At 69.7% G+C, this 23,310-nt stretch carries 20 protein-coding genes; 6 read left to right on the top strand and 14 right to left on the bottom strand.

Going from position 1 to position 23,310, the window contains the following annotated elements:
* Nucleotides 1-7 precede the first annotated feature (7 nt).
* From hydA to ACFWNN_RS28140, 6 genes are all read right to left on the bottom strand, one after another.
* Nucleotides 8-1,393: a dihydropyrimidinase gene (hydA, locus tag ACFWNN_RS28165; protein ID WP_382442942.1), complete on the bottom strand. Its 1,386-nt coding sequence runs from the start codon at nt 1,391-1,393 to the stop codon at nt 8-10.
* Nucleotides 1,390-2,232, bottom strand: coding sequence for a nitrilase-related carbon-nitrogen hydrolase (locus ACFWNN_RS28160; protein ID WP_285641124.1), 843 nt, complete (start codon nt 2,230-2,232; stop codon nt 1,390-1,392). Before ACFWNN_RS28160 ends, hydA begins: the two co-directional genes overlap by 4 nt.
* Nucleotides 2,229-3,737 carry an NCS1 family nucleobase:cation symporter-1 gene (locus tag ACFWNN_RS28155; RefSeq protein WP_382442941.1) on the bottom strand — a complete coding sequence of 503 codons (1,509 nt, stop codon included), beginning with the start codon at nt 3,735-3,737 and terminating at the stop codon, nt 2,229-2,231. Before ACFWNN_RS28155 ends, ACFWNN_RS28160 begins: the two co-directional genes overlap by 4 nt.
* 206 nt (nt 3,738-3,943) lie before the next feature.
* Nucleotides 3,944-4,456 carry a hypothetical protein gene (locus ACFWNN_RS28150; RefSeq protein WP_382442940.1) on the bottom strand — a complete coding sequence of 171 codons (513 nt, stop codon included), beginning with the start codon at nt 4,454-4,456 and terminating at the stop codon, nt 3,944-3,946.
* Nucleotides 4,457-4,503: 47 nt separating this feature from the next.
* Complete coding sequence (locus ACFWNN_RS28145; RefSeq protein ID WP_382442939.1) at nt 4,504-5,115, bottom strand: class I SAM-dependent methyltransferase; 612 nt, start codon at nt 5,113-5,115, stop codon at nt 4,504-4,506.
* Between the two features lie 18 nt (nt 5,116-5,133).
* Nucleotides 5,134-5,841, bottom strand: coding sequence for a MerR family transcriptional regulator (locus ACFWNN_RS28140; RefSeq protein WP_382442938.1), 708 nt, complete (start codon nt 5,839-5,841; stop codon nt 5,134-5,136).
* Between the two features lie 127 nt (nt 5,842-5,968).
* On the opposite strand from ACFWNN_RS28140, the gene ACFWNN_RS28135 reads away from it, so the two are divergent.
* Nucleotides 5,969-6,421 (top strand): hypothetical protein, encoded by a 453-nt coding sequence (locus ACFWNN_RS28135; RefSeq protein ID WP_382442937.1) that lies wholly within the window; start codon nt 5,969-5,971, stop codon nt 6,419-6,421.
* 33 nt (nt 6,422-6,454) lie between these two features.
* Here the strand turns inward: ACFWNN_RS28135 and ACFWNN_RS28130 are convergent, their stop codons facing one another.
* Complete coding sequence (locus ACFWNN_RS28130) at nt 6,455-8,047, bottom strand: PucR family transcriptional regulator (protein WP_382442936.1); 1,593 nt, start codon at nt 8,045-8,047, stop codon at nt 6,455-6,457.
* A gap of 104 nt (nt 8,048-8,151) precedes the next feature.
* On the opposite strand from ACFWNN_RS28130, the gene ACFWNN_RS28125 reads away from it, so the two are divergent.
* Both ACFWNN_RS28125 and ACFWNN_RS28120 read left to right on the top strand, forming a co-directional pair.
* The gene (locus ACFWNN_RS28125) at nt 8,152-9,435 is read left to right on the top strand and encodes an aspartate aminotransferase family protein (protein ID WP_382442935.1); all 1,284 of its coding nucleotides are present in this window, start codon (nt 8,152-8,154) and stop codon (nt 9,433-9,435) included.
* Nucleotides 9,432-10,913, top strand: a complete 1,482-nt coding sequence (locus tag ACFWNN_RS28120; protein WP_382442934.1) for a CoA-acylating methylmalonate-semialdehyde dehydrogenase — start codon at nt 9,432-9,434, stop codon at nt 10,911-10,913. Before ACFWNN_RS28125 ends, ACFWNN_RS28120 begins: the two co-directional genes overlap by 4 nt.
* 120 nt (nt 10,914-11,033) lie before the next feature.
* Here ACFWNN_RS28120 and ACFWNN_RS28115 read toward each other — a convergent pair whose 3' ends face one another.
* Nucleotides 11,034-11,297, bottom strand: coding sequence for a hypothetical protein (locus ACFWNN_RS28115; protein WP_382442933.1), 264 nt, complete (start codon nt 11,295-11,297; stop codon nt 11,034-11,036).
* A gap of 98 nt (nt 11,298-11,395) precedes the next feature.
* Nucleotides 11,396-11,575: a hypothetical protein gene (locus ACFWNN_RS28110; RefSeq protein WP_382442932.1), complete on the bottom strand. Its 180-nt coding sequence runs from the start codon at nt 11,573-11,575 to the stop codon at nt 11,396-11,398.
* 95 nt (nt 11,576-11,670) lie between these two features.
* On the opposite strand from ACFWNN_RS28110, the gene ACFWNN_RS28105 reads away from it, so the two are divergent.
* Together ACFWNN_RS28105 and ACFWNN_RS28100 are read left to right on the top strand one after the other, a co-directional pair.
* Complete coding sequence (locus tag ACFWNN_RS28105) at nt 11,671-12,384, top strand: DUF6338 family protein (RefSeq protein WP_382442931.1); 714 nt, start codon at nt 11,671-11,673, stop codon at nt 12,382-12,384.
* A complete protein-coding gene (locus ACFWNN_RS28100) occupies nt 12,384-15,389 on the top strand; it encodes a CHAT domain-containing protein (protein ID WP_382442930.1) in 3,006 nt (1,001 codons plus the stop codon). Before ACFWNN_RS28105 ends, ACFWNN_RS28100 begins: the two co-directional genes overlap by 1 nt.
* Here ACFWNN_RS28100 and ACFWNN_RS28095 read toward each other — a convergent pair.
* Together ACFWNN_RS28095 and ACFWNN_RS28090 are read right to left on the bottom strand one after the other, a co-directional pair.
* Nucleotides 15,374-15,766 carry a hypothetical protein gene (locus ACFWNN_RS28095; protein WP_382442929.1) on the bottom strand — a complete coding sequence of 131 codons (393 nt, stop codon included), beginning with the start codon at nt 15,764-15,766 and terminating at the stop codon, nt 15,374-15,376. The two genes, ACFWNN_RS28100 and ACFWNN_RS28095, sit on opposite strands and share 16 nt — an antisense overlap.
* Before the next feature lie 141 nt (nt 15,767-15,907).
* On the bottom strand, nt 15,908-17,962 hold the full coding sequence (locus tag ACFWNN_RS28090; RefSeq protein WP_382442928.1) for an elongation factor G-like protein EF-G2: 2,055 nt from the start codon (nt 17,960-17,962) through the stop codon (nt 15,908-15,910).
* Between the two features lie 236 nt (nt 17,963-18,198).
* Here ACFWNN_RS28090 and pdxS point away from each other — a divergent pair, with 236 nt between their 5' ends.
* Nucleotides 18,199-19,092, top strand: coding sequence for a pyridoxal 5'-phosphate synthase lyase subunit PdxS (gene pdxS / locus ACFWNN_RS28085; RefSeq protein WP_382442927.1), 894 nt, complete (start codon nt 18,199-18,201; stop codon nt 19,090-19,092).
* Between the two features lie 73 nt (nt 19,093-19,165).
* Here pdxS and ACFWNN_RS28080 read toward each other — a convergent pair whose 3' ends face one another.
* The 3 genes from ACFWNN_RS28080 to helR all read right to left on the bottom strand — a co-directional run bounded on the left by ACFWNN_RS28080 (nt 19,166) and on the right by helR (nt 23,060).
* Nucleotides 19,166-19,918: a hypothetical protein gene (locus tag ACFWNN_RS28080; RefSeq protein WP_382442926.1), complete on the bottom strand. Its 753-nt coding sequence runs from the start codon at nt 19,916-19,918 to the stop codon at nt 19,166-19,168.
* A 1-nt stretch (nt 19,919) separates the two neighbouring features.
* A complete protein-coding gene (locus ACFWNN_RS28075; protein WP_382442925.1) occupies nt 19,920-20,771 on the bottom strand; it encodes a hypothetical protein in 852 nt (283 codons plus the stop codon).
* 117 nt (nt 20,772-20,888) lie between these two features.
* Nucleotides 20,889-23,060 (bottom strand): RNA polymerase recycling motor ATPase HelR, encoded by a 2,172-nt coding sequence (helR, locus tag ACFWNN_RS28070; RefSeq protein ID WP_382442924.1) that lies wholly within the window; start codon nt 23,058-23,060, stop codon nt 20,889-20,891.
* Between the last annotated feature and the right edge of the window lie 250 nt (nt 23,061-23,310).

The following is a 23,310-nucleotide window of genomic DNA, read 5'->3' as shown; positions in this document are numbered from 1 at the left end:
GCCTTTCCTAGACGAGGTACTGGTTGAGGTCGCGGGTCACGAAGCGGCCGTGACCCGTCGAGCCGTGGTAGGCGCCGTCGGCGATCACCTTGCGGCCGCGCGAGAACACCGTGTCGACCTTGCCGGTGAGGTCGAAGCCCTCGTAGGCCGAGTAGTCCACGGCCATGTGGTGCGTGTCGGCGGAGATCGTCTGGGACGCCTGCGGGTCGTAGATCACCACGTCCGCGTCGGCTCCCGGCGCGATCACGCCCTTGCGCGGGTACATGCCGAACATGCGCGCGGGCGTGGTGGCGACGATCTCGACCCAGCGCTCGCGGGTGATCTCGCCCTTCACCACGCCCTGGTGCAGCAGGTCGACGCGGTGCTCGACGCCCGGCATGCCGTTCGGGATCTTCGAGAAGTCGCCGACGCCCAGCTGCTTCTGGTCCTTGAAGCAGAACGGGCAGTGGTCGGTGCTCACGACGGAGAGGTCGTTGGTGCGCAGACCCCGCCACAGCGACGACTGGTGCTCCTTGGGACGCAACGGCGGCGACGCCACGTACTTCGCGCCCTCGAAGCCCGGCCGCGCCAGGTCCTCCAGCGACAGGTACAGGTACTGCGGGCACGTCTCGGCGAACACGTTCTGGCCCGTGTCCCGCGCCGCCGTCACGGCGTCCAGTGCCTGCGACGCCGAGAGGTGCACGATGTACAGCGGCGAACCCGTCACCTTCGCGAGTTGGATCGCGCGGGACGTGGCCTCGCCCTCCAGCTCCGGTGGCCGGGTCAGGCCGTGCTGCACGGGGTCGCCCAGCCCGGACGCCAGCGCCTGCGCGACGAGCTGGTCGATCGCGATGCCGTTCTCCGCGTGCATCATGATCGTGGCACCGGTCTCGCGCGCCTTCTGCATGGCACGCAGGATCTCGCCGTCGGTCGCGTAGAACACGCCGGGGTAGGCCATGAACATCTTGAAGCTGTTCACGCCCGCCGCGATGCAGGACTCCATCTCCTTCAGCGACTCGTCGGTCACGTCGGAGATGATCATGTGGAAGCCGTAGTCGACCGCGCAGTTGCCGTCGGCCTTGGTGTGCCACTTGTCCAGAGTGGACAGAAGACTGCTTCCCTTGGGCTGCACCGCGAAGTCGACGATCGTGGTCGTGCCGCCCCACGCCGCCGCGATCGTGCCCGTCTCGAACGTGTCCGCGGACTGGGTGCCGCCGAACGGCATCTCCATGTGCGTGTGCGCGTCGATGCCGCCGGGGATCACGTACTTGCCGGCCGCGTCGATCACCTCGTCGGCCTGCACCTCGAAGCCGGGGGTCACGAGGGCCGCGATGTGCTCGCCCTCGATCAGCACGTCGGCGGCGTGTGAGCCGGTCGCGTTGATGACCAGGCCGTTGCGGATCAGGACACTCACGGCGTCACCAGGCCCTCGTAGGTGTCGGGACGGCGGTCGCGGTAGAACGCCCACGTGTCGCGGACCTCGGTCAGCAGGTCCAGGTCGAGGTCGCGCACGACGAGCTCTTCCTCGGTGTCGGACGCCGCGTCACCGACGAGCTGGCCGCGTGGCGACACGAAGTACGTCTGGCCGTAGAACTCGTTGTCTCCCAATGGCTCCACGCCCACGCGGTTGATCGCGCCGACGAAGTACTCGTTCGCGACGGCCGCGGCGGGCTGCTCCAGCTTCCACAGGTACTCGGACAGCGAACGCGAGGTCGCCGACGGGTTGAACACGATCTTCGCACCCGCGAGCCCGAGAGCGCGCCACCCCTCGGGGAAGTGCCGTTCGTAGCAGATGTAGACGCCGATGCGGCCCACCGCCGTGTCGAACGTCGGGTACCCGAGGTTGCCGGGCTTGAAGTAGAACTTCTCCCAGAAGCCCTTGACCTGCGGGATGTGGTTCTTGCGGTACTTGCCGAGGTACGTGCCGTCCGCGTCGATCACGGCCGCGGTGTTGTAGTAGACGCCCGGCTGCTCGACCTCGTACATCGGCACGATCAGCACGATGTTGTGCTGCGCGGCGACCTCCTGCATCAGCCGCGTGGTCGGACCGTCCGGAATGGACTCGGTGTAGGAGTAGAAGTCCGCGTCCTGCACCTGGCAGAAGTACGGTCCGTAGAAGAGCTCCTGGAGGCACAGCACCTGCGCGCCTTGGGAAGCGGCAGTGCGGATGTGCTCGACCGCGTTCGCGATCATCGACTCCTTGTCGCCCGTCCACTTCTGCTGGACGAGCGCCGCCCGGATGATGTTGCTCACCTGGTCGTCTCCTTTGCCGAGTTGTCCTTCAGAGCGAGGAAGACCAGGAAGCCGGCCGCGAAGCCGACGACCCAGTTGTAGTCGTAGAGGGGCTTGAGGAACGGGATCAGCCCGCCGTCGGGGAACGGCCCGCCGTGCGCGCCGCCTACCGCGAGCACCGAGCCCACGAGCGTCGCCACGACCGCGCGCCAGTTCCAGCCACCGTTGAACCAGTAGGCGCCGCGGCCGTCCAGGTAGAGGTCGGCGAGCTCCAGCCGGGTCTTCTTCATCACCCAGTACCCGGCGACGAACACCCCGGCCACCGACGCGAGCAGGCCGCCGTAGAACCCGAGCCACGCGAAGATGTAGATGGTCGGGTCGGAGATCAGCCGCCACGGCTGGATCACGATGCCGATCACGCCGGTGATCAGGCCGCCGACCGCGAACGAGATGCGCTTCGGGAACGCGTTGGAGAAGTCGTAGGACGGGCTCACGACGTTCGCCGCGAGGTTCGCCGAGATCGTCGCCAGCACCAGCGAGACGAGCGCGACGATCACCAGCAGCGTGCTGTCGAACCGCGACGCCAGGTCGGCCGGGTCCCAGATCGCCTCGCCGTACAGCGCCTGCGCGCCGGACGTCGTCAGGATCGCCACGATCGCGATGAACGACATCGTGGTCGGCAGACCCAGGATCTGCCCGGTCACCTGCTTCTTCTGCGACCCGCCGAACCGCGTGAAGTCCGGCATGTTCAACGACAGCGTCGACCAGAACGCGATCATGCCCATCAGCGCGGGGAAGAAGACCTTCCAGAAGTCCGGCCCCCAGCCGAGGCTGCTGCCCTGGTGCAGGATCGGCCCGAACCCGCCCGCCTTCACCAGCACGTACCCGAGCAGGATCAGGAACCCGACGCTCACCAGCGGCGCCGTCCAGTTCTCGAACCGCCGGATCGCGTCCATGCCGCGCCAGATCACCAGCATCTGCACGACCCAGAACCCGAAGAAGCACAGCCACAACGTCCACGGCTGCCCGCCGATCACGGACGCCTTCGTCCACCCGTCACCGGCCAGCCTGCCGATGATCACGTGCAGCGCCTTGCCGCCGACCCACGTCTGGATGCCGAACCAGGCGCACGCGATGAACGCCCGCAGCAACGCCACCAGGTTCGCGCCGCGGATGCCGTAGAACGCGCGGGCGAACACCGGGAACGGGATGCCGTACTTCGTGCCCGCGTGGCTGTTGAGCAGCATCGGGACCAGCACGATCAGGTTGCCGAGGGTGATCGTGAGGAACGCTTGGACCCAGTCCATGCCGATCGCGATCAACGACGCCGCGAGCGTGTAACTGGGGATGTTGTGCGCCATGCCCATCCACAGCGCGAAGAAGTTGTAGGTCGACCACGTCCGCTGCTCGACGGGGACGGGGGCGAGCTCGGGGTTGAAGAACCTGCTGTTCTCGATGGGACCTGTGTCGCTCAGTTCGACGCGGCCATCAGGTGTGACCTGGGGCGGTGAGGACTCGACTGCCATCGGACAACCCCCTGTTACGCTGCTGAAACAACGTCAACCCGGTCGGATTCCACCCCGGAATCCTGGGTCCGCCGCCGCAGGTGTGGCAGTGTCAGAGTGTCCACGCTTGTCATGATCGGCGCACATTGTGTTCCGGCGCGTCGTCAGAGCAGCGTCGTGCGAGCCTCGGGAAGAACACGCGCAGGGGACCGCGGGCCTGCGGACGATCAGCGATTCTGCTGGGACGTGACCTTCAGGCGCACCACGGCCGTGCCCGCCTTGCGGTCGTGCCACGTCCGGGTCCCGCGCAGGTCGAGCGCCTCCACGATGGACAGCACCAGCAACGCGAACCCGCTGACCAGCAGCAACGACGAGAGCCAGCCCGCTGACCCCGCGTTCACGTGCTCGCCGACGACGACCCACGGCTGCTGCCAGCCGAGCGTCGTCATCAGCGCCGGCTCCCGCCAGCCCAGTCCGGTCAGCACGAGCACCGCGCCCGCGCCCGGTAGCGCGGTCGTGACGAGCGTGCGCGCCAGCACGCGTCTGAGGTTCAGGCCGGACGCTGGGCCCACGACCCGCAACCCCGTGAGGACCTTGCCGACGGTGTTCAGGCGCAGCAGCAGAGCGTCGTACACCGCCGCACACAGCACCACGGCAGCGGGTTCGCGGACCAACGGCCACACCACGACCAGCACCAGGAGCCAGTCGAGCAGACGGGCGATCAGCCGACGAACGAGCATGATTCACGCTAAGCGGCGGAAGACCGTCATAAGTGGTCAGTTCATGGTCAGTTGTCGCGGGTGTACTCGGCCACCCACCTGCCGTTGTCCCTGGTGACCGAACGGGCGGTCAGACCGTCGGCGGCGAACGCCCGGATCTCGGACGGCGTCAGCGGCCACGGCGGGCCGTCGGGAGTGGGGCCCTCGTCCCGCGCGACGGCGAGGACGAGCAACGTCGAACCGGTGAGCCAGGCGACCTTCGCGGTGGCCTCGGGGTGCAGGTCCACCGGCAGCGCCTGGACGGTCATGTTCTCGACGACCACGTCGAACCCGCGGTGCCAGTCGGCGGGCGGGTTCAGCAGGTCGGCGACGACGTAGGTGACCTTCGAGTCCGGGTACCGCGCCTGGACGGCCGCGACGGCGGTGGGGGAGATGTCGAACGCGGTCACCTCGTACCCGCGCGAGGCGAGGAACTCCGAGTCGCGGCCGAGACCGCAGCCCACGACCAGCACGCGCTGACCGGTGCCGTCGGCGGAGGCCCACTCGACGAGGTGCGGTTGCGGATGGGGGACGTCCCACGGGACAGAGGCAGTGCCGGCTTCTGCCTCCGCGTAGAGCTCCTCGAACCATCCGGTGGGGTTGGCTGCTTGCAGTCGGCGGGCGTCGTCATCAGCGGACATGACGACCACCCTGTCAGCTCACCTGGCGGCGCGCGCCCGGTTTACGTAGTCGACGAGGCCGTCGTCGGCGGGCCAGCCGATCTGGGAGCTGATCGCCGTCTTGTTCTCGTTCCAGGACCGTTGCGCCGCGGCCTGGACCGCCGCGTCGCCGCCGGTGAACTTCGCGCCCAGCTCGTCCCACTGCCGGGCCAGGTCCACGACGCGCGGGTCCTCGGCCGGGGTGCCGGAGGCCATGTACTGACGGAGTTGGTGGACCAGCTCCAACCAGGACTGCTTCAGCGCCTCCACGGCCTCGGGGCCCATCGCCGCCGCCCGCGACCGCAGGTCGTCCAGCTGGTCCGAGGTGAAGTAGCTCTCGTACACGGACATCATCTCCAAAGTGGACAGAAGGGACTCGGTGGTGTGCCCGTCGAGCAGCGCGGTGAGCCGCGACCGCAGCGCGTCCACCTGCCGCGCCTGAACGGTCAGCGCGGCGAGCTGCGCCTCGAAGAGGGGCCGCAGGGAGTCCGAACGCGACAGTGCCGATCGGACCTCCTCCAGCGAAAGACCGAGCTGACGCAGCGATCTCACCTGATAGAGGCGGCGGACGTCGTCCGGTGTGTACCGACGGTGACCGGACGGCGTGCGCTCGGACGCGACGACCAACCCGATCTCGTCGTAGTGGTGCAGCGTGCGGACGGTCAGTCCGCTCGCTTTGGCCAGGTCACCGATGCTCCAACGGGTCACACCAAGACCGTAGGACCTCCCGTGGCGTGAGGTTCAAGTCCTCAACACCCGATCGAGCGGGTTAATTCACGAACCGAACGCGCCGATGAAATCGAAGATCGGTCCCCAAACCAGATTGAGGAAAACTGTGTCTCGTACCGGACTGTTCCGTGCCGCCGCCCTGCTCGCCGCCAGCGCCGCCCCGCTGCTCGCGGGCTCGGCCAGCGCCGCCGAGCTCCCGCAGGTCGGCGCCGGCGTTCCCGAGGTCGGCGCGGACAAGCTGATCAGCGACGCCACGCAGCACGCGAACCCGCTGGACTCGGCGAGCGCCGTCCAGCTGCCGCACGTCGGCGCCCCCGCCGGCCTCCCGGTGCCCGCGCTGCCGGGTGCCGAGCTGCCGGGCGCCGCGCAGGAGCGCACCCTCCCGAACCCGGTCGCGGCCGAGCTCGGCACCCTCCCGTCGCTCCCGCACGCCCAGGACCTGACCGGCAACGCGCACGTCGGCGACCTGCAGGCCCCGGCGCTGGCCGACCTGCCGACCAACAACGTCGTGCCGAACCCGGACGTTCTCTCGGGCACCCTCCCGACGATCAACGGCTGAGTTCCCGCACGTCGAAAATGGGCCCGTGCGCGCTCACGGGCCCATTTCGTGCACCAGCAGGGCGACGTAGAGCGAGAGCACGGACTCCGGGTCCTCCAGCGAGACGCCGAGGACCTGTTCGATCCGTCCCAGCTGCTGGTAGTACGCGGTGCGGGAGAGGTGCGCGGCCGCCGCGGCCGCCGACTTGTTGCCGCCGTTCTCGCACAGGCACCGCAGCAGCTCGACCAGCCGTGAGCCCTGGGCGTTGTCCCGGGTGAACAACGGGCCCAGCTCGCGGTCCGCGAACGCCCGGATCCGTTCGTCCTCGCGCAGCAGGTGCAGCAGGCCGCGCAGCCGCACGTCGTCGAGCCGGTGGTACAGCTGGGTTCCGGGTGCCCGCAGCGCCGCCCCGGCCACGTGCGCGGCCTCGCCGAGCGACCTGCGCACGTCCGTTGTGGACGTCACGGTCGTGCCGACGGCGATCACCACGGCCGACGCCGCCGTCCGGTGGATCTCGCGGGCGACCTTGCGCAGAACCCCTTCCACGCCAACGGTCATCGGCACCGAGAGCAGCGCGCGCACCGAGGTGTCGTCGACGACGCCGACCAGTGCGGCGACCGTGACGCGGCGGGCGGCCAGTGCCGTGGCCTCGGCGAGATCCCGCAGGACCTCCTGGGTGGCAAGCGTTTGCCCCTGGAGCACGGAGACGGGCCGGACCGCGACGCCGATGAGTTGGCGCCGGTCCAGGGGCACGCCCAGGGCGGCCGCCCGCGCGCCGAGGTCCGGTGACTGCGGTGACTGGCCGAGGAGCTGAGCGAGCAACGTGCGGTGCGTCTGGCGTTCGAGCGACTCGCGGTCCCGGGCCACGAGCCGGTGCACGGCCAGCGCCGAGGCCGCGCGTTCGGCCACGACGACGTGCCGGTGCGGCGGCGGTTCGGGGGAGACCAGCACGAGCCGGCCCCAGTCCGCGCCGCGCGCCCCCACGATCGTGATCAGCCAGCCGGACGCGGTGTCGTAGGCGGTCCGTTCGGTGACGGTGACGGCCCGCGAGCGCGCGGCCCAGTCGTCGAGCAGGGTCACGGGGTCGTGCCCGGCGGCGTCGTAGGCGAGCACGTCGTGGCCGAGTGTCTCCAGCACGACCGCGAGCCCGGATGTCCGCGCGACCTCTCGAAGCACCTCGGAGGGTTCGGCGCCCGCGACCGTGAGCGCCGTGAACGTCTCGTGCACCTGCTCCGCGGCCCGCAGCTCGGCGAGCTGGGCGTCCACGATCAGGCCGACGACGGCCTCGGTGACGGCGACGTACTTGGTCTCCTCGGTGAGCGTGACCAGCGGTAACCCGTGCCGTTCGGCCTCGGTGACCAGGGCGGCGGGCACGTCGTCGCGCCACCGGCGGCCCAGTTCGACGATGAGGCCCGCACAGCCGACCGCGGCCAGTTCCTCGACGTAGCGCGCGAGGCCCGACTCGGGCAGCATCACGCCGGTCGTGAGCACGAGTTCACCGCCGCGCAGCAGTGGCGCGATGTCTGCGATCTCCGCCACATGCACCCAGCGGACGCGCCGGTTCAGCCCCGCCGAACCGGCGACCAGACGGGGCTTTCCCTGCCGGATCACCGGCAGAGCGACGACTTCGGCGACCGTCGGGTACATGGACACAACGTAATGCCAACCAGCCGATCCGGGTACACGTTGTGCATGGCGGGGAGGGGGTCTCGCCAGCAGACTTCGAGCCAGGTGACGACTGGGAGGACGAGATGGCCCACAAGGAGCTGCTGGCACGGCACCGCGCGGTGATGCCGAAGTGGCTGGCCCTCTACTACGACGAGCCCATCGAGATCGCGAGCGCGTCCGGACGCCGGGTGACCGACCGCGAGGGCACGACCTACCTGGACTTCTTCGCGGGCATCCTGACCAACGCCATCGGCTACGACGTCGCCGAGATCAGCGACGCGATCCGGTCGCAGCTCGACACCGGCGTGCTGCACAGCTCGACCCTGTACCTGATCCGCTCGCAGGTGGAGCTGGCCGAGAAGATCGCGGAGCTCTCCGGCATCCCGGACGCCAAGGTGTTCTTCACGAACTCCGGCACCGAGGCCAACGAGACCGCGCTGATGCTCGCCACCCAGGCCCGTCGCAGCGAGCAGGTGCTGGCGCTGCGCAACAGCTACCACGGCCGTGCGTTCGCCACGGTCGCCATCACGGGCAACCGCGGCTGGTCGGCTTCGGCGCTTTCGCCGATCAAGGTCAGCTGGGTGCACGGCGGCTACCGCTACCGCTCGCCCTTCAAGTCGTTCTCCGACGCCGACTACGTCAAGGCGTGCGTCGACGACCTGCGCGAGATCATCGAGACCACCACGTCCGGCGACGTGGCGTGCATGATCGCCGAGCCGATCCAGGGCGTCGGCGGCTTCACCTCCCCGCCCGACGGCCTGTTCCGGGCGTTCAAGGACGTGCTCGACGAGTACGGGATCCTCTTCGTCTCCGACGAGGTGCAGACCGGCTGGGGCCGCACCGGCGAGCACTTCTGGGGCATCCAGGCGCACGACGTGGTGCCGGACGCGATGACGTTCGCCAAGGGCCTCGGCAACGGTCTCGCGATCGGCGGCGTGGTGGCGCGCGGCGACCTGATGGACTCGATCAACGCCAACTCGATCTCGACGTTCGGCGGCAACCCCGTCTCGACCGCCGGCGCCCTGGCCACCGTGAACTACCTGCTGGACCACGACCTGCAGGCCAACGCGGCCAAGCTCGGCTCCCGGCTGCTCGGCGGCCTTCGTTCGCTGGCCGAGAAGTACCCCGTGATCGGCGACGTGCGCGGCAAGGGCCTGATGGTCGGCGTCGAGTTCGTCGGCCCCGAGGGCGAACCGAACGCGGCGGCTGCCGGTGCCGTCCTGGCCGAGTCGAAGGCGCGCGGGCTGCTCGTCGGCAAGGGCGGCCTGTACGGCAACGTGATCCGGCTGGCTCCTCCCATGACGCTGACCGAGGACGAGCTCGAAGAGGCGCTGGGGATCCTGGCTCAGGCGGTGGAGAAGGCGTGATCAAGCACTGGATCAACGGCAAGCCCTGGGAGTCTGCTCCTTCGCGGGCCGGTGACGTCTACGACCCGACGACCGGCAAGGTGGCGTCCCAGGTCGCCTTCGCGTCGGTGTCCGAAGTGGACGCCGCGGTGTCGGCGGCCGCGGAAGCGTTTGCGTCCTGGCGCAACGCGTCCCTGGCTCAGCGCTCTTCCGTGATGTTCAAGTTCCGCGAGCTCTTCAGCGCGCGCAAGGACGAGCTGGCCCGGCTGGTCTCCTCCGAACACGGCAAGGTCGTCTCCGACGCGGCCGGCGAGATCCAGCGCGCCCTGGAATCCGTCGAGTACGCGTGCGGCATCCCGCAGCTCCTGAAGGGCGGCTTCAGCGAGAACGCCTCGACCCGCGTCGACGTCTACTCGATCCAGCAGCCCGTCGGCGTGGTCGGCGTGATCTCGCCGTTCAACTTCCCGGCCATGGTCCCGCTCTGGTTCGTGCCCACCGCGATCGCCTGCGGCAACACCGTGGTCCTCAAACCGTCCGAAAAGGACCCGTCCGCCTCGGTCTTCCTCGCCGAGCTCTTCGCCGAGGCCGGTCTGCCCGACGGCGTGCTGAACGTCGTGCACGGCGACAAGGTGGCAGTGGATCGCATCCTGGAACACCCAGTGGTCAAGGCGATCTCGTTCGTCGGCTCGACCCCGATCGCCCGCTACGTCTACGAAACCGGCACGGCCGCCGGCAAGCGCGTCCAGGCCCTCGGCGGCGCCAAGAACCACATGGTCGTCCTGCCCGACGCCGACCTCGACCTGGCCGCCGACGCCGCCGTGTCCGCGGGCTTCGGCTCCGCGGGCGAACGCTGCATGGCGATCTCGGTCGTCGTGGCCGTGGGCGAGGTCGGCGACTCACTGGTCGACCGCATCAAGTCGCGCATCGCCGACGTGCAGGTGGGTTCCGGCGCGTCCTGCGAGATGGGGCCGCTGGTCACCGGCGTGCACCGGGACAAGGTGACGTCCTATTTGGACGCTGGAGTGGCTGCCGGCGCCGTGCTGGCCGTGGACGGCCGCGACCACCCGATCGACGGCGACGACGGCGGGTTCTGGCTCGGCCCGACGCTCTTCGACCACGTCGGTACGGACATGTCGATCTACACCGACGAGATCTTCGGCCCGGTGTTGTCGGTCGTCCGGTGCGACACCTATGAATCGGCCGTCGAACTGGTCAACTCGAACCGGTACGGCAACGGGACCGCGATCTTCACCAACGACGGCGGCGCGGCGCGGCGGTTCCAGAACGAGATCGAGGTGGGCATGGTCGGCGTGAACGTGCCGATTCCGGTGCCCGTCGCCTACTACTCGTTCGGTGGCTGGAAGGAATCGCTGTTCGGCGACGCCCACGCTTATGGCCCGCACGGTGTCCACTTCTTCACGCGTTCGAAAGTGGTCACGTCACGCTGGCTCGACCCGTCGCACGGCGGCGTGAATCTCGGATTCCCGCAGAACACGTAGTCTCGAAAGCTGGTTTCAGCGGGTGTGGCCGGAGTGAACGCCGGCCACACCCACTTTTTTGTCCAGTTCGGTGTTTCCGGGCGGCGGGGAATTCTTATAGGTGCTGCTCTTCGTCGATTTTCAGGTCCGTCGGCGAATGATCACGGTGCCGTCGCCGGTGTTCATCGCCCGCCACGGCGACTGGGGCTTGCCGCGGGCCAGCCAGACTCCGAGAACGACCGGCCAGACGAACATCGTGGCCATCTGCAGCAGGAACCACGGCAGGCTCATCAGGATCGTGAGCAGCGACAACCTGCCGCGCTGGCTGATGCCGGCACGTGATCGGCCGACCCCGGCCGAGACGAGCATGCCGATGAAGTAGGTGATTCCCAATGCGGCGCCCATGCCGTCTTCGCCTTTCCTGGCAACCCTCGTGTCCGTGTATGAGGGTTCATCGAAACGCGGGGAAAGGCGTTACCCGGAGGAGGGCTCACTCGTGGGAATCACTCGTTCGGCTCACTGGGGCGGAAGCCGCCGAGTCGTGGCGGATTCGTGGGCACTGACGCGTCAGGCACGCCTTCGGAGATCAGGATCGGCTCCTCGACCCTCGCTATCTGGCTGCGCAGTTCGTCGGTGAGTTCGAAGTCGTCGTAGTCCGGGTCTCCGCCGGCTCGTTCATTCATGGTCTACTCTCCTTTGCGGTCGGGGGCTCAGGTTCGCAACTTCGGGACGGAATTCGCAACAGGCGATCCGTCCGTGCGCCGGCAAGGGAGCCGTGATGCCGTCCACGCTCACCGGGCTGATCATCTTCGTCCTCCTGCTCCTGCCTGGCTTCGTCTTCCAGCGCCGCCGCGCCCGGGATCGGCCGGCGGCGGAGGAGACCGCGCTCCAGGAGGGCCTGACCATCCTGTTCAGCGGCCTGCTCCTGGACGGCATCGGTCTGGCCGCGGTCGGCGGGATGTGGGCGGTGCTCCCCGGCAGAGCGGTCGACGTGAGCAGGTTCGTGCTGACACCGTCCGCCTACCTGGCCGCACATCCGGCCAGGGTGCTGGGCTGGGCCGCGGCCGTCCTGCTGGTCGCGATCGTGACGGGGTACCTCGTGGCGGGGCGCCGTGTTCAGGCCCTCGTCCGGCGAGCCGCACGCCGGGCCACGTCGAGGGAACCGCACGCCTCCGCCTGGTGGCTGCTGTTCGAGGAACACCCGCCGCAGTTCCCGGTGCACGTCGGCTGCTACCTGACCGACGGCGCATACCTGAGCGGCCGTCTGCACAGCTACAGCCGGGTGGGCAAGGAGTCGGGAGACCGTGAGCTGACGTTGCGCGACAAGATCACCTACCGGGAACCGGGCGAAGGCGCGAGCACCGAGCTGCTGCGCAACGTCGGCGCGGTCAGCATCAGCGCGCGCAGCATCCAGTTCCTCACCGTCACCTACCTCGCCCCGCCGGACAAGCAGGCCGCCGAGCAGGAGAAACCGGAGGTGGCGGACTCGTGATGTCACGAAGACCGCCCAGGACGATCTTCGGCTACAGCCCGCCCCGCCGCGCCGAGGTGGTGGGCTGGAGATGTCACCAGGACGGCTGTCATCGCGCGGAGAGCGAGGTGCCGCGCCGCTGGCCGCACCCCTGTGACAACTGCGGGCACCCCGCGGATCCCGTGTTCGCCGAACCGTGGGCGCATGAAGCGAGGGGAGTCGAGTTGAGTGCTCGTGCCGAGGATCCGTCCGACGACCACGACTCCCGGTTCGCCACCGTCGAACTCCCCGCGTGGCGGTTCGAGGACGCGTTGCGCCGGGGTGATCGCGCGGCGGCGGTCGAGGCGTGCGCGGACCTGGGTCGGCTGGCGGACCGCCTGCGCGCCAACGGGACCACCTGGCACCTGTCCACGGCCCGGTGGAAGGTCGTCGTCTCCGCGCTGAGGCACGGCGAACCGGACCTGGCGGCGGACGGGATCCTCGGGTTCTTCGAGGACGTTCGCGCGATCGGGAAGGCCGAGCTGGAGCAGAACGACCCGAGAACCGACGCGCGGATGTTCGTGGGCGCCTGCCTGCTGTTCCTCTGCGACGAACGCTCGCTCGGGCACCAGAGGGAGAACGACGTCGTCGCCGTCATGGTCGATCGGCACGACCTGCTGCGCAAGCACGACTTCTCGGTCGGCTCGCTCGACGACGACCGGAAGCGGGCCATGGACCTGCGGGCGATGAAGCGGGGGACGAAGCGACCGCGGGTGCCGGAGTTGCCGCCTCCCGCGGACGTGCCCGTGTCCGTCGACAGCCGGGACCTGCCAGGGCCCGTCGAAGAACGGATCGAGTTCGCCAGGGCGGTGATCGCGGCCGCCAGGCGCGGGCAGCGGCAGGAGGAACTGGCCGCCGTGGTCGACGGCATGTCCCGCATGGTGCTGGCGGGCAACGGGACGTCGGTCGCCACGGCCGCGGCGGCGGTGCTGGCCGACGCCGCTCTGGCGATCGCCGAGATCCACGACGACCCGGAGCCGTTGTTCGCCGCCGCGGACCGGCTCGACGGGTCGTCGGCGGTGACCCGTCTGCTCCGGGCTCAGGGGCACGTCGTCCTCGGCGAGTTCACCCTGGCGGAGCAGGAGATCGAGGAAGCGCTGCGGCACTCCGGCAGCGCCCGGCAGGGACTGCTGCCGCACCTGCACGCGGTGCGCGGATGGCTCCTGGTCCGGGACGGGGCCGCGTCGATCGACGACGGGATCGACGCCTGCCGAACCGGCCGCGACCTCGGGCGGGGCGACGTCACCCCGGCCGATCCGGTGCTCGCGGGTCTCCTCGTGGAGAAGGCGCTGCACCGCGGCACTCCCGCGAGCGACGCGGTCCCGCTGCTCGAGGAGGCCCTCCACCTCGCCGGTCCGTCCGGTGCGCACGCCGTGGCGCAGGAGGCGAGGTCGGCGCTGGCCGCGCTCACCGGTCCGGGAGACAGCGGCACGAGGCAGGAGGACTGGCGCACGGCGGTGCGGGACGCCCAGGACGTTCCCGTCACCGCACAGCTGAGGCTCGCGACGGCGTGGGTGCGGTGGGCGCTCGGCACCGGTCAAGCCGAACTGGCCGCGGACGCCTACCACCACGTCGTGTCACTGCTGCCCGCGCTCGTCCGGGTCCGGTACCGCGCCGACGCCCAGGCGAGGGTGCTGGCGACCGTTCGGGAGCACACCGAGGAGGCCGGGTACTGGCTCGCGAAGGCCCACCGCTACCGGGATGCCGCCGTGGCGCTGGAGACGGGGCGCGCGGTCGTCCTGAGCACCCTCGTGGAGCGCGACGATCCCGTGGTGGCCGCGGCCCTGGCGGACGCGGGCCGCGGTGATCTGCTGGCGCTGTACCGGGAAGCACTGGACAGCGGCGGCGGCCACCAGGAGTGGGCCCGCTTCCGCGCGGTCGCGCGCGAGGTCGCCGACGTCATCGGTGCGGACCCCGTCGAACCCGCGGTCGAGTACACCGACATCACCCGTGCCACGGGAGACGGCGCGCTGGTCTACGTCGCCGCGGCGGAGGCGGGTGGCTACGCCTTGATCATCGCCTCGGCGCACGACCCGCAGTGCGTGTGGCTACCGGACCTCGGCAGGTTCTCCGTCGAGGAGTGGCTGCGCGGCCAGTCGGGAGAGGTGGAGGAACGCGGGCCGCGGATGAGCGCCGACCTCGACTGGTTGTGGCGCAACGGAATGCGCGAGCTGCTCGCGTTCTTCGCGCACGGCTCGATCATCACGCTCATCCCGATCGGCGCGCTGACAAGGCTTCCCCTGCACGCGACCGCCGGACGCGCGCTGCACTTCCCCGCGGTCCGGTACGCCCCGAACGCACGCACGTTGCACTGGTGCCGTTCGCGCGCGGCCACGATGACCGGCCAGCCGGCACGACTGCTCGTGGCCGACGTGCCGAACGCGCCGGAAGGCGAACTGCCGTTCGCCTCGATCGAGGCCGCCGCGGTGGCCTCGACCTGGCCGGAACGGTGCGACCGGTTGCCGGAGGCGACCTGGGCCGAGTTCGCGCCCGCCGCTCACCGGTACGACATCTGGCACGTCGTGTGCCACGGGAAGGTCGACCTGCGGGAGATCCTGCTGAGCTCGCTCCTGTTCACCGATCGCGAGGTGACGATCGCGGATCTGCGCGAGCGGTTCCGCTTCGCTCCTCGTCGCCTGGCGATCATCTCCGCCTGCGACATGCAGAACGTCGGAGCCCGCACGCCGAACGAGGCCGCCGGCCTGCCGTCAGCACTGCTGCAGCTGGGTTTCGCGGGAGTGGTCTCGGCGTCCTGGCCGGTGTTCGACCGGGCGACGGCCTTCCTGATGACCCGGTTCCACCAGGTGCTGAGGGACGGGGCGCACCCGGCCGTCGCACTCGCGGTGGCGCAGAACTGGCTCAGGAACGCCGACTTCGACGACCTCGCCGCCGTCGCCCCGTCGATTCCGCTGCCGGAGCGGGGAAAGCGCCCCCGCCCGTTCGCGCATCCCTGGAACTGGGCGGCGTTCGCCTACACCGGCGGGTGAGGACGACCATGAGGCCACGTGTTCACGCCGTGCACCTCCAGCCAGCGCGCCCACTCGTACCCCTTGAGCATGGCGCTCGGCAGGTTCCGCGCCCGCTTGAACTCGATCCCGGCGTCGAGCAGGGCCAGGGCGTCGTCGTGCGTCTGCCACTTCTCCTCGGTGAGGAGGTTGGGGGCGAGAGTACTCGCTCCGTACGTGGCGAAACCGCCCTCGTCGTCCTGGACGAACGCCAGCAGGTCGGCGAGGAACGCCGCCGTGTCGTTGGTGACGCCGTCGAGGAAGGGTTCCAGGCAGTACGGCCAGATCTCGCCGGAGTCCACGCCGGCGCTCGTGGAGTCGAGCTCGAAACGGCCGAGCATCTCCATGCGTCTCGCCATGTCGGAAGGAAATCTGGAGGGACGTCTTCGGCTGAACCATGACATGCCGCCGATATCGCGGCGTGCGAGAAAGTCGTTACCGGCGAACGTGATCGGGCCGGGCGATCATCCACTGTGGACGATCGCCCGGCTTGACCGCGGTCACTTCGCGCGTGCCGCCAGTGCTTCCGGCAGCGGGTCGTAGCGGGAGAAGCGGCGGCTGAACGTGCCCGTCCCCGACGTCAGCGACCGCAGCTCGATCGCGTACCGCAGCAGCTCCGACGACGGCACCTCGGCGCGGATCACCGTGCGCCCGCCTTCGCCGGCCTCGGTGCCGAGCACCCGCCCGCGCCGCCCGGACAGGTCGCCGAGGACCGTGCCGAGGTGTTCGTCGGGCAGCCGGATCGCCACCTCGTCCATGGGTTCCAGCAGTTGGGTGCGGGCGGCGGAGGCGGCTTCCTTCAACGCCAGCGCGCCCGCGGTCTGGAAGGCCGCGTCGGACGAGTCGACGGAGTGCGCCTTGCCGTCCACCAGGGTGACGCGGACGTCGACGACCGGGGTGCCGTCGTGCAGGCCGCGTTCCAGTTGGGCGCGCACGCCCTTCTCCACGGACGGGATGAACTGGTGGGGGACCGAGCCGCCGACGATCTTGTCGACGAACTCGAAGCCGGAGCCTCGGGGGAGGGGTTCTACGACGATGTCGCAGACCGCGTACTGGCCGTGGCCTCCGGACTGCTTGACGTGGCGGCCGTGGCCTTTCGCGGACCCGGCGAAGGTTTCGCGGAACGGGACGCGGACCGGTTCTGTGTCGATCTCCGCGCCGCCGGCCCTCAGGCGCGCCAGCACGACGTCGGCGTGGGCCTCGCCCATGCACCACAGGACCATCTGGTGCGTTTCGGCGTTGCGGTCGAGGCGCAGGGTCGGGTCGCTGGCGACCAGGCGGCTGAGGTTGCGGGCCAGGTTGTCCTCGTCGCTGCGGGTGCGCGGGACGACGGCTATGGGCAGCAACGGTTCCGGCATGTTCCACGGCGCCATCAGGAGTGGCTGCTCGGGCGCGGACACGGTGTCGCCGGTCTCGGCGGTGGTGAGTTTGGTCAGCGCGCACAGGTCGCCGGCCACGCAGTACGGGACCTCGCGCAACGACGAGCCCAGCGGCGAGTAGATGTGGGCCACGCGTTCGTCGGCGTCGTGGTCCTCGTGGCCCCGGTCGGCCATGCCGTGGCCGGAGACGTGCACCGGGCGTTCGGGGCGCAGCGTGCCGGAGAAGACACGGACCAGCGACACGCGGCCGACGTAGGAGTCCACGGCGGTGCGGACCACCTCGGCGACGAGTGGCCCGTCCGGGTCCGCGGCCATGCGGGGCTGCGGGATGCCGTCGACCGACGTGACCTGAGGAACCTCGTGTTCCAGCGGTGACGGGAACGCGCGCGCGATGCCGTCCAGCAGTTCGACCAGGCCCATGCCGGTTGCGGCGCACACGGGCATCACGGGGTGGAACGAGCCGCGCGCGACGGCGGTCTCCAGGTCGCTGATCAGCGTGTCCTGGTCGATCTCCTCGCCCTCGAGGTAGCGGTCCATGAGGGACTCGTCCTCGCTCTCGGCGATGATGCCCTCGATCAGCGCCGCCCGTTCGTCGGGGTGGTTGTCACCCGACGTCAGCAGCCCGACCAGCGCGTCGCCCTCCTGCATGTAGAGCGGCACGACGCCGGCGCCGAACGCGGCCTGGCACTCGACGACCTCGTTGGCGAAGTTCGCGCGGTGGTGGTCCGTGCGCGCGATGACGACGGCACGCGGCATGCCGACGAGCGCGCACTCCTCCCACAACGCGATGGTGGCGGCGTCGACGCCCTCGAAGGCGTTGACAACAAAAAGGGCCGCGTCCGCGGCCCGCAGTCCTGCTCTGAGCTCACCCACGAAGTCGATGTAGCCGGGGGTGTCGATCAGGTTGATCTTGATGTCCCCGTGCTGGATCGGGGCCACGGCGAGGCCTACCGACCGTTGTTGTCGCACGGCCGCTGGATCGTGGTCGCAGACCGTGGTGCCCTCGGTGACCGAACCGGCGCGGTTCAGGACCCCGGTGGCGGCGAGCAGGGCCTCGGTGAGCGTCGTCTTGCCCGCGCCGGACGGGCCCACGAGCACGACGTTGCGGACCTTGGCCGGGTCGTTTACAGCGACCGCGCCTGCCGATGTGCCGTTGTCGGAGTTCTTGCTTCCCATGGCGACCTCCGTCAAGTCGTAGTGTTCGATCTCACACCCGTTCACGTCCCGTCACAACCCCGCAGACCCATCTGGTCGCCAACCGGCATTTCCCACTCGACCGAGTGAGCGGGCTCACTACCTGCGGTTGATCGGAAAGTGGACTTCTGATTCGTGGCTCCAGTGGCTTGGGTGAGGGGGCCACGTCAGACGTACGGTGAGTTCACCAAGACTTCTCTTCGTGAAAGGTTGCCCAGGTGAGCACTGATCAGGTCACGGGTACCGCCCGCGTCAAGCGCGGCATGGCCGAGATGCTCAAGGGCGGCGTGATCATGGACGTGGTCGACGCCACCCAGGCGAAGATCGCGGAGGACGCGGGCGCCGTCGCCGTCATGGCACTGGAGCGCGTCCCGGCCGACATCCGCGCCCAGGGCGGCGTCGCGCGCATGAGCGACCCCGACCTGATCGACGGGATCATCAACGCCGTCTCCATCCCGGTCATGGCGAAGGCCCGCATCGGCCACTTCGTCGAGGCCCAGGTCCTGGCGTCGCTCGGGGTCGACTACATCGACGAGTCCGAGGTCCTCACCCCGGCCGACTACGCGAACCACATCGACAAGTGGGCCTTCACGGTTCCCTTCGTCTGCGGCGCGACCAACCTCGGCGAGGCCCTGCGCCGCATCACCGAGGGCGCGGCCATGATCCGCTCCAAGGGCGAGGCCGGCACCGGCGACGTCTCGAACGCCACCACGCACATGCGCAAGATCCGCCAGGAGATCCGCCGCCTGCAGAACCTCCCCGAGGACGAGCTGTACGTGGCCGCCAAGGAGCTCCAGGCGCCGTACGAGCTGGTGCGCGAGATCGCGCAGAACGGCAAGCTCCCCGTCGTGCTGTTCACCGCGGGCGGCATCGCCACCCCGGCCGACGCCGCGATGATGATGCAGCTCGGCGCCGAGGGCGTGTTCGTCGGTTCGGGCATCTTCAAGTCCGGCAACCCGGCCCAGCGCGCCGAGGCCATCGTGAAGGCCACGACCTTCCACGACGACCCCGACGTCATCGCCAAGGTGTCGCGCGGTCTGGGCGAGGCCATGGTCGGCATCAACGTCGAGGACGTGCCGGAGCCGCACCGCCTGGCCGAGCGCGGCTGGTAGGTCTCTCACCGCTGAAAGGCGCGCCCCTCCGAACGGTCGGAGGGGCGCGCCTTTCGCTTGTCCAGAGCCGGGATCAGCCGATCGTGAAGGTGTGCGTGAGGCAGTAGGTCGTCTTGATCTCGGGGTAGGCCAGCGCCACCGCCAGCCGTTCGTCGGTCCCGCAGGCCGCCTTGTCGACGGTGCCAACCAGAACCTTCGCCTTCACGACCATGTAGCCACCACAAGGCTTCTTGGGCAGTTCGGCGTTCAGCGCGGCGAGCGAGAAGTCGTAGCACTCGCCGTCCGCGAACACCGGGACGAGGCACACGTTCATGCCGTATCCCTTGGTGTACTTGATGTACGCGTCCTCCTCCGCGCCGCACTTCTCGTTCGTCGGCATCGTCTTGACGACCGTGTAGTTGTGCTTGTTCTCGGCGCAGTCGGTCTTCGTGTACTTGACGTCGAACGAGCCGCCCTGCAGCACCACGCAGTCGCCGACGGCCGCGAACGGCGGTGGCTTGCTCGTGGCGGTGGTCGGGGGCGGTGCGGTGGTGGTGCCGGTGCTGAACTTCAGGTCGTCCTTGCCCACGAACCAGAGCAGGCCGGCGCCGATCGCCACGACGAGCACCAGCAGGCCCAGGCCGATCAGGAGTCCGGCGCGCGCGGAGTGCTGGGGTGCTACGTCCAGCAACGGGCGTGGCACGTCCGCGCCGGTCTGGTTCTGCGGTGCGGGGCCCGAGTACGCGCTGAACGGGTCCGGGTCGATCGGGCCGTACATGTCGTCGCGCGGTTCGGGCGGTCTGCGGTCCGGGCCTTGCGGTGCGGCCCAGGGGTTTTCCTGGTCCACGTCACTCCGCCTGGGTGAAGCAGTAGGTCGTCTTGATCTCGGGGTACGCCAGGGCGAGCGCGGGGTCGGGGCCGCACGCCGCCTTGTCCGCGGTGTTCGGCAGGACCTTCACCCGCACCACCAGGAAGCTGCAGTCGAACGGCTTGAGGTCGGCGTTCAGGATCGAGGACCTGAAGTCGTAGCAGGCGCCGTCGACGAACACCGGGATCAGGCACAGGTTCGTGGACTTGCGGCCGTCCCAGCCGTGGTACTTCGTGTACGCGTCGGGGTCGTCGCCGCACTTCTCGCTGCGGTTGCCGAGCACCTTGCTGACCGTGTAGTTGTGCTGGCCGGCCTCGCAGGGGAGCTTCTCGTAGTCCGCGTAGACCGAGCCGGTCAGCTTCACGCAGTCACCGACCTGGGCCGGCGGCGGCAACGGGGTCGGGATCGTGGTCGGCACCGCGTAGGTCATCGTCGGGGTGATCTCGGAGACCATGGGCCGGTTACCGATCGAGACGAGGAAGACCGTGGCGAGCGCGCCCACCAGGAGGAGACCCAGGACCAGGCCGACCACCAGGGGAGCGTTGGACGTCCTTTGTGGAGGGACGGGCTGCGGGCCGTAGGGGGTGGCGGGCGGCGGGTAGGACTGGAGCGGCGCTGCCCAGGGGTTGTGCGGCTCGCCGGGCGCGGGAGGCGCAGGCGGGCCGACCGGGGCCACGGAGTAGGCAGGAGGCTCGGTGTAGCCGGGACCGGTGGGGTAGGCGGGGAGCTCGGCGATCGACTCGCCTGCCGGCACGGCGACTGCCTCCGCCGGCGGAACCGGTTCTCCGGCAGGCTCTTCCGGCGAGGCGGGCGGGATGGGCGGAGTCGTCATGGAATGCCCCCAATGCGGCTCGGACGCGAAATGTCTCGTCTGGCCGACGCGAGCAGTCCCCCCAGACTTCCGCCCATCCTAAGGCCTGGTCAGGCCTTCCCGGGACCCATTAACGGGTCATGTGCGCACGGTCTCAGCCAGGTCGGACAAAGCCGCCGGCAACGGCTCGTGGTGCAGCACCCCGAGGCGTTGCGTGGCACGGGTCAGCGCCACGTAGAGCTCCGCCGCGCCGCGCGGGCCGTCGGCCAGAATCCGTTCTGGCGCAACGACGAGCACCGAGTCGTACTCCAGGCCCTTGGTCTCCGACGCGGGCACGGTGCCGGGCACGCCGGGCGGCCCGATCACCACGCTGGTGCCCTCCAGCGCGGCCTCGGCGGCGACGAACTCGGCGATCGCCTCGGGCAGCTCGTCGGCGGTCAACTGACGCGACCACGGTTGCACACCGTTGGCGCGCACCGACTCCGGCGCGCGGACGTCCGGCGCGAACTCGGCCAGCACGCGCGCCGCCACGGCCATGATCTCGGCCGGGGTGCGGTAGTTGACGGTCAGCGAACGGTATTCCCAGCGGCCCGGCACGTACGGGTCGAGCATCTGACCCCACGACGTGGCGCCGGCCGGGGCGCGGCGCTGGGCCAGGTCGCCCACCACCGTGAAGGAACGGCCGGGGCAGCGCCGCATCAGCACGCGCCAGTCCATTTCGGACAGTTCCTGGGCCTCGTCCACGACGACGTGGCGGTAGGTCCAGGCGCGGTCGGCCAGGGCCCGCTCCACCAGCGTGCGCTGGTCGTGGTCCTCGAAGCGCTCGGCCAGGTCCTCGGCGAACAGCATGTCCGACGCGAAGAGGTGGTCCTCGTCGTCCATGTGGTCGAAGCGGCCGACCATGCCGTCGAGCACCTCGGAGGCGTACCGTGCCTCGGCGGCGCGTTCGGCGGCGGCCGCGGCGTCGGCGGCCTGTTCGCGGCCGTCCTTGCCCAGCAGGTCGTGGAGCTCGTCCAGCAGCGGCACGTCCGAGACCGTCCAGGCCTCGCCGTCCGCGCGGTGCAACGTCGGCGAAGCGCCCGCCGCGGCCAGTTCCTCCGCGGACGAGTAGAACGACGACAGCAGCTCGAACGGGGTCATGATCGGCCACAGCGCGTCGAGCGCCGCGATGAAGTGGTCGTCGTCGCCGAGGTCCTTGACCAGGCCGGAGCGCATGTCCTCCCACGCCTGCTTGTCGGACCGCGACATCCAGCCCTTGCCGATCCGGCCGATCGCGCGTTCGGTCAGCACGTACGTGACGATCTCGCGGAACACCGCGCGCGCCTCGTTGTGCGGCAGACCGCTGTCGCGCGCCTCCTGCCGGGCCCACTCGGCCACGTCCCGGCCGATCTGCACGACCACGTCCTTCATCGTGATCGGGATCGGCTCCTCCGGGATCCGCTGGCGCGCCGCCACGGCCGCCTTCAGCACGTCCACCATCGCGCGCGAGCCCTTGAGCCGCGCCACGCCCGGAACGTCCTCCGCCGTGACCGACAGGCCGGGCAGCAGGTTGCCGGCGGTCGTGAAGACCACGTCGGACTCGCCCAGCGACGGCAGCACGCGCCCGATGTGGTTGAGGAACGCCGGGTTCGGGCCCACGACGAGGACGCCGTGCCGTTCCATGCGCTCTCGTTGCGTGTACATCAGATAGGCGACGCGGTGCAGTGCCACGACCGTCTTGCCGGTGCCGGGACCGCCCTCGATCACCAGCACGCCGGGGTGGTCGAGCCGGATGATGGCGTCCTGTTCGGACTGGATGGTCGCCACGATGTCGCGCATGCCCTCGCCGCGCGGCGCGTTGAGCGCCTCCAGCAGGGCCACGTCGCCCTTCTCCTCGCCGAGCTGACCGAACACCTCGTCGGTGAACCCGGCCACGGCCCTGCGGCGCGTCAGGAACTGGCGGCGCCGGCGCATGCCCTCGGGGGTGGCGCCGGTCGCGGTGTAGAACGGCCGCGCCGCCGGTGCCCGCCAGTCGAGCAGCAACGGCTCGAAGTCGTCGAACTCGTCGAACAGGCCGATCCTGCCGACGTAGGAGATCGCCCCGTCGACCGTGTCCAGCCTGCCGAAGCAGAGGCCGTAGTCGGCGACGTTCAGGCGCTTCATCTCGCGGTGACGGGCGCGCACCTCGTTGTCGCGGTCCATCGCGGCCTCGCCGGTGCCACCCAGCGCTGACTGGTACGCGGCCTTCACGCGCGCACGTTCGCCATCGAGCCGTGCGTAGAGACCGGCCACGTATTCACGCTCGGACTGCAGTTCTTCTTCGTACCCCACGTGCTCCCCACAGCGCCCTTGATCTGGCATAGGTCGATGAGTGTGAACGATGCCCGGGGCCTTGTGGCAAGGCCCCCCATCTGCTATACGGTTAAAGGGGCAGGGAGGATCAATCCATCCCATCCGCGCTGTGGGTCAACGCGACGGCGGGCTGCCACATTCCCTTGAACACACCGACCGGGTCCTCGGCTGGGCACACGACAACGCCGGGGCAGTGGGCTGAGCCACCTCCCCGGCGCTGTGCGGACTC

The sequence above is a fragment of the Lentzea sp. NPDC058450 genome, from assembly GCF_042721395.1.
In the GTDB taxonomy this organism is placed as follows: domain Bacteria; phylum Actinomycetota; class Actinomycetes; order Mycobacteriales; family Pseudonocardiaceae; genus Lentzea.
The sequence above is the reverse complement of the archived record's forward strand: the minus strand, read 5'-3'. Positions and strand labels throughout refer to the sequence as shown.

Excerpts from the sequence above, each read along its gene's own strand:
- ACFWNN_RS28095 (WP_382442929.1), bottom strand. The coding sequence starts at position 15,766 with ATGGCGAGACGCATGGAGATGCTCGGCCGTTTCGAGCTCGACTCCACG.
- ACFWNN_RS28145 (WP_382442939.1), bottom strand. The coding sequence starts at position 5,115 with ATGTCCGCTGATGACGACGCCCGCCGACTGCAAGCAGCCAACCCCACC.
- ACFWNN_RS28090 (WP_382442928.1), bottom strand. The coding sequence starts at position 17,962 with ATGGGAAGCAAGAACTCCGACAACGGCACATCGGCAGGCGCGGTCGCT.
- ACFWNN_RS28100 (WP_382442930.1), top strand. The coding sequence starts at position 12,384 with ATGTCACGAAGACCGCCCAGGACGATCTTCGGCTACAGCCCGCCCCGC.
- ACFWNN_RS28150 (WP_382442940.1), bottom strand. The coding sequence starts at position 4,456 with ATGCTCGTTCGTCGGCTGATCGCCCGTCTGCTCGACTGGCTCCTGGTG.
- ACFWNN_RS28155 (WP_382442941.1), bottom strand. The coding sequence starts at position 3,737 with ATGGCAGTCGAGTCCTCACCGCCCCAGGTCACACCTGATGGCCGCGTC.
- ACFWNN_RS28075 (WP_382442925.1), bottom strand. The coding sequence starts at position 20,771 with ATGACGACTCCGCCCATCCCGCCCGCCTCGCCGGAAGAGCCTGCCGGA.
- ACFWNN_RS28125 (WP_382442935.1), top strand. The coding sequence starts at position 8,152 with ATGGCCCACAAGGAGCTGCTGGCACGGCACCGCGCGGTGATGCCGAAG.
- ACFWNN_RS28110 (WP_382442932.1), bottom strand. The coding sequence starts at position 11,575 with ATGAATGAACGAGCCGGCGGAGACCCGGACTACGACGACTTCGAACTC.
- ACFWNN_RS28115 (WP_382442933.1), bottom strand. The coding sequence starts at position 11,297 with ATGGGCGCCGCATTGGGAATCACCTACTTCATCGGCATGCTCGTCTCG.
- ACFWNN_RS28105 (WP_382442931.1), top strand. The coding sequence starts at position 11,671 with ATGCCGTCCACGCTCACCGGGCTGATCATCTTCGTCCTCCTGCTCCTG.
- ACFWNN_RS28130 (WP_382442936.1), bottom strand. The coding sequence starts at position 8,047 with ATGTACCCGACGGTCGCCGAAGTCGTCGCTCTGCCGGTGATCCGGCAG.